The 3,240-nt window shown below is 51.3% G+C and carries 5 protein-coding genes; all 5 read right to left on the bottom strand.

Going from position 1 to position 3,240, the window contains the following annotated elements; translation table 11 throughout:
- Positions 1–28 precede the first annotated feature (28 nt).
- Positions 29–775: a tRNA (guanosine(37)-N1)-methyltransferase TrmD gene (trmD, locus tag ACR0P9_RS09675; protein WP_432619617.1), complete on the bottom strand. Its 747-nt coding sequence runs from the start codon at positions 773–775 to the stop codon at positions 29–31.
- Positions 765–1,274, bottom strand: a complete 510-nt coding sequence (gene rimM / locus ACR0P9_RS09670; RefSeq protein ID WP_432619615.1) for a ribosome maturation factor RimM — start codon at positions 1,272–1,274, stop codon at positions 765–767. The genes trmD and rimM overlap by 11 nt, the downstream gene beginning before the upstream one ends.
- A 63-nt stretch (positions 1,275–1,337) precedes the next feature.
- A complete protein-coding gene (locus ACR0P9_RS09665; RefSeq protein ID WP_216470498.1) occupies positions 1,338–1,568 on the bottom strand; it encodes a KH domain-containing protein in 231 nt (76 codons plus the stop codon).
- Positions 1,569–1,590: 22 nt separating this feature from the next.
- On the bottom strand, positions 1,591–1,830 hold the full coding sequence (rpsP, locus tag ACR0P9_RS09660) for a 30S ribosomal protein S16 (protein WP_216470499.1): 240 nt from the start codon (positions 1,828–1,830) through the stop codon (positions 1,591–1,593).
- A 53-nt stretch (positions 1,831–1,883) separates the two neighbouring features.
- Positions 1,884–3,240: signal recognition particle protein (gene ffh, locus ACR0P9_RS09655; protein WP_432619613.1), on the bottom strand; the 1,357-nt coding region annotated here is incomplete at its 5' end.

Genomic DNA, 3,240 nt, shown 5'->3' with positions numbered 1-3,240 from the left:
GCAACCTGCATGGTCTTTTTATATGGGATTAGAATCGAACCATGTCGTCTTCCAAATAAATTTCATCTAGGATCTTTTGGTCCTGTTTGCCTTGCGGCTCAAACTGCTCGAAAAGGTCGGGGCGCTGCTTGCGGGTGCGGGCCAAACTCTGCTTTCTGCGCCATCGGTCAATGTTGGCATGATGACCGGACAGCAGAACCTCCGGCACCTCGCGGTCATGCCAAACAGCTGGCTTGGTGTACTGCGGATACTCCAATAAGCCGTTCCAGTGGCTTTCATCGGTGAAGCAGACCTCTTCTGCCAAGACACCGGGAACCATGCGGCAGACGGCGTCTGTGACCGCCATAGCGGGAATTTCACCGCCGGTGAGAACAAAATCACCGATGGAGATCTCTTCGTCTACGCATTCGTCGATGAATCGCTGGTCAATGCCCTCATAGTGACCGCATACGATGACAATATGCTCATGCGCCAGCAACTCACGCGCTTTTTCCTGACAGAACGGCTTGCCCTGTGCGCTCATCAAGACAGTATGCACGTGCTTGCCGCCGGTGATGTGCTGATGACAGCGGAATAATGGATCGGCCTGCATGACCATGCCCTTTCCGCCGCCGTATGGCGTGTCATCGACACGATTGTGCTTGTCTAAGGTGAAATCACGGATATTGGTCGCCTGAATGCTGACAAGTCCTGCCTGCTGAGCGCGACCGATGATGCTCGTCTGCATGACTGCGTCAATCATTTCCGGAAACAGCGTTAAAATATCAAATTTCATCGCTCAACAGTCCTTCAATTGTATGCACCGTGACACGGCCGTTCTCCAAATCGACTTCCTTCAAAAACTCCGGTACGCCCGGAATCATGTGCTGGGTCTTGCCGTCCTGAATGACGTACAGATCACCGGCTGGGCCATCGGAAATTTCTTTGACTACACCGATTTCGCGTCCAACACGCTCGTCATATACCGGCAGACCGATGACGTCCTGAATAAAGAAAGCGCCTTCCTCCAGCTCTACATCGTCGCGGTTCATGTACAGCGTCATGCCGCGCATCGCTTGCGCCTGCTCTACGGTGTCCACGCCCTCCAGATGCATGAGGACACAACCCTTGTGCACTTTCGCAGAAGTGATGGTAATCGGAGACTGATCCTTGCGGTACAGCGTGTCAAACTCAGCCAAAAAATCCGGGGAATCGCACCACGGCTGCACTTTGATGTCACCGCGAATGCCGTGCGTATTTACGATCTTGCCAATTTCAAGATATTGCTTTTTCATCGAGAATCCTCCAAGGGGAAAAGAGTAGAAAAAAAAGAGCCGCGCCGCGGCTCTTGAAAAGATTCAGTCGACAATTTCGACAGTGACCTTTTTATTTTGACGATTACCGGCCGCCTTCATCAAGGTGCGAATTTCCTTCGCTATGCGACCATGACGGCCGATGACCTTACCCATATCATCAGGAGCAACACGGAGCTCGAAGACGATCTCCTCTCCCTGCATGGTTTCGGTTACATTGACGGCGTCCGGGTCGTTAACAAGGTTCTTTGCGATGTAGGTCAAAAGTTCTTTCATCTAAAACAACCTCACTTGATTTTTACAGTACGCCGGTTTTCTTCAGCAGTACGCGAACAGTGTCGGTCGGCTGTGCGCCGTTCTTGATCCACTGCTGTGCGCGCTCGCTGTCAATCTTGATTTCAACCGGATCGGTCAGCGGGTTGTAAGTGCCGATTTCCTCGATGAAACGACCATCGCGCGGGAAACGGGAATCTGCGACAACGACACGGTAGAAAGGAGCCTTCTTAGCACCCAGTCTGCGAAGTCTGATTTTTACCATTGTTTTCACCTCCTGTGAATTGATTATTGTAAATATCTTTACACGAAATTAAATTAGAACGGGAAGCGGAAGCCTCCGCGCTTGCCAAGATTGCCGAGACCAGGGAAACCCATGCCACCCTTTTTGCGTCCCTTCTTGGACATGTTATTGAACTGGCGGGTCATCTTTTGCATCATCTCGAACTGCTTGAGCAGACGATTGACATCTTCGATTTTGAGACCGCAGCCCGCCGCAATACGCTTCTTGCGGCTGAAGTTGATGATGGACGGATTATCGCGCTCTTTCGGCGTCATCGACTGAATAATCGCCTTGGTGTGGCCGACTGCTTTGGTATCAACCTGTGCGCCAGCCAGTGCACTTGCGTCCATGCCCGGAATCATTTTCAGCATACTCTGCATTTTTTCCGGATCTTCAAATTGTCCGAGCTGATCGGCAAAATCGGTCAGAGTCAGACGGTTTGCGCGAACCTTCTTTTCCAGCTCCGCTGCCTTTTTGGCATCGTAGTTTTCCTGTGCTTTCTCGATCAGTGTGAGCATATCGCCCATGCCGAGAATACGGGAAGCCATACGATCCGGATGGAATGGTTCAATATCACCCAGCTTTTCGCCGGTACCAATAAACTTAATCGGCTTGCCGGTGACTGCTTTGGTAGAAAGGGCAGCGCCGCCTCGTGCGTCGCCATCCATTTTTGCCATCAAAATACCGTCGATTCCCAGTGCCTCGTCAAACGCAGAAGCTACGTTGACAGCATCCTGACCGGTCATCGCATCGACAACCAGCATGATTTCAGACGGCTTTACGGTGGCTTTGATGTTTTTCAGCTCATCCATCAGAGCTTCATCAATGTGCAGGCGACCTGCTGTATCCAGCAAAACCAAATCATACGCATTTTTCTTTGCGTAATCGACACCTGCTTTGGCAATCTCAACCGGATCGCCCTGTCCCATTTCAAAAACGGGAATATCTAACTTTCCGCCTACGACCTTCAACTGTTCGATTGCTGCCGGACGATAGACGTCACAGGCAACGAGGAGCGGTCTGCGCTGCTGCTGCTTTTTGAGCAGACCTGCGAGCTTGGCACCGTTTGTTGTTTTACCGGCACCCTGCAAACCGACCATCATAATCACGGTTGGCGGGTTCGGGGAAATGTTGATTTTCTGATTGGAACCGCCCATCAATTTGGTCAGTTCTTCGTTTACAATCTTGATAACCTGCTGAGCAGGGGAAAGGCTTTCAAGAATCTCAGCACCGGTTGCGCGTTCGGTCACCGTCTTGGTGAACTGCTTGACGACCTTAAAGTTGACGTCTGCTTCGAGCAGTGCCAGCTTGATCTCGCGCATGGCGCTCTTGACATCGGCTTCGCTCAGCCGACCACGGTTTTTGAGCTTCTTAAAGGCAGAAGTGATTTTT

The sequence above is a fragment of the Butyricicoccus sp. genome (assembly GCF_050872565.1).
In the GTDB taxonomy this organism is placed as follows: domain Bacteria; phylum Bacillota; class Clostridia; order Oscillospirales; family Butyricicoccaceae; genus Butyricicoccus_A.
Note: the sequence above shows the minus strand (reverse complement) of the source record. Positions and strands in the feature narration are given on the sequence as shown.

Excerpts from the sequence above, each read along its gene's own strand:
- trmD (WP_432619617.1), bottom strand. The coding sequence starts at position 775 with ATGAAATTTGATATTTTAACGCTGTTTCCGGAAATGATTGACGCAGTC.
- rimM (WP_432619615.1), bottom strand. The coding sequence starts at position 1,274 with ATGAAAAAGCAATATCTTGAAATTGGCAAGATCGTAAATACGCACGGC.
- ACR0P9_RS09665 (WP_216470498.1), bottom strand. The coding sequence starts at position 1,568 with ATGAAAGAACTTTTGACCTACATCGCAAAGAACCTTGTTAACGACCCG.
- rpsP (WP_216470499.1), bottom strand. The coding sequence starts at position 1,830 with ATGGTAAAAATCAGACTTCGCAGACTGGGTGCTAAGAAGGCTCCTTTC.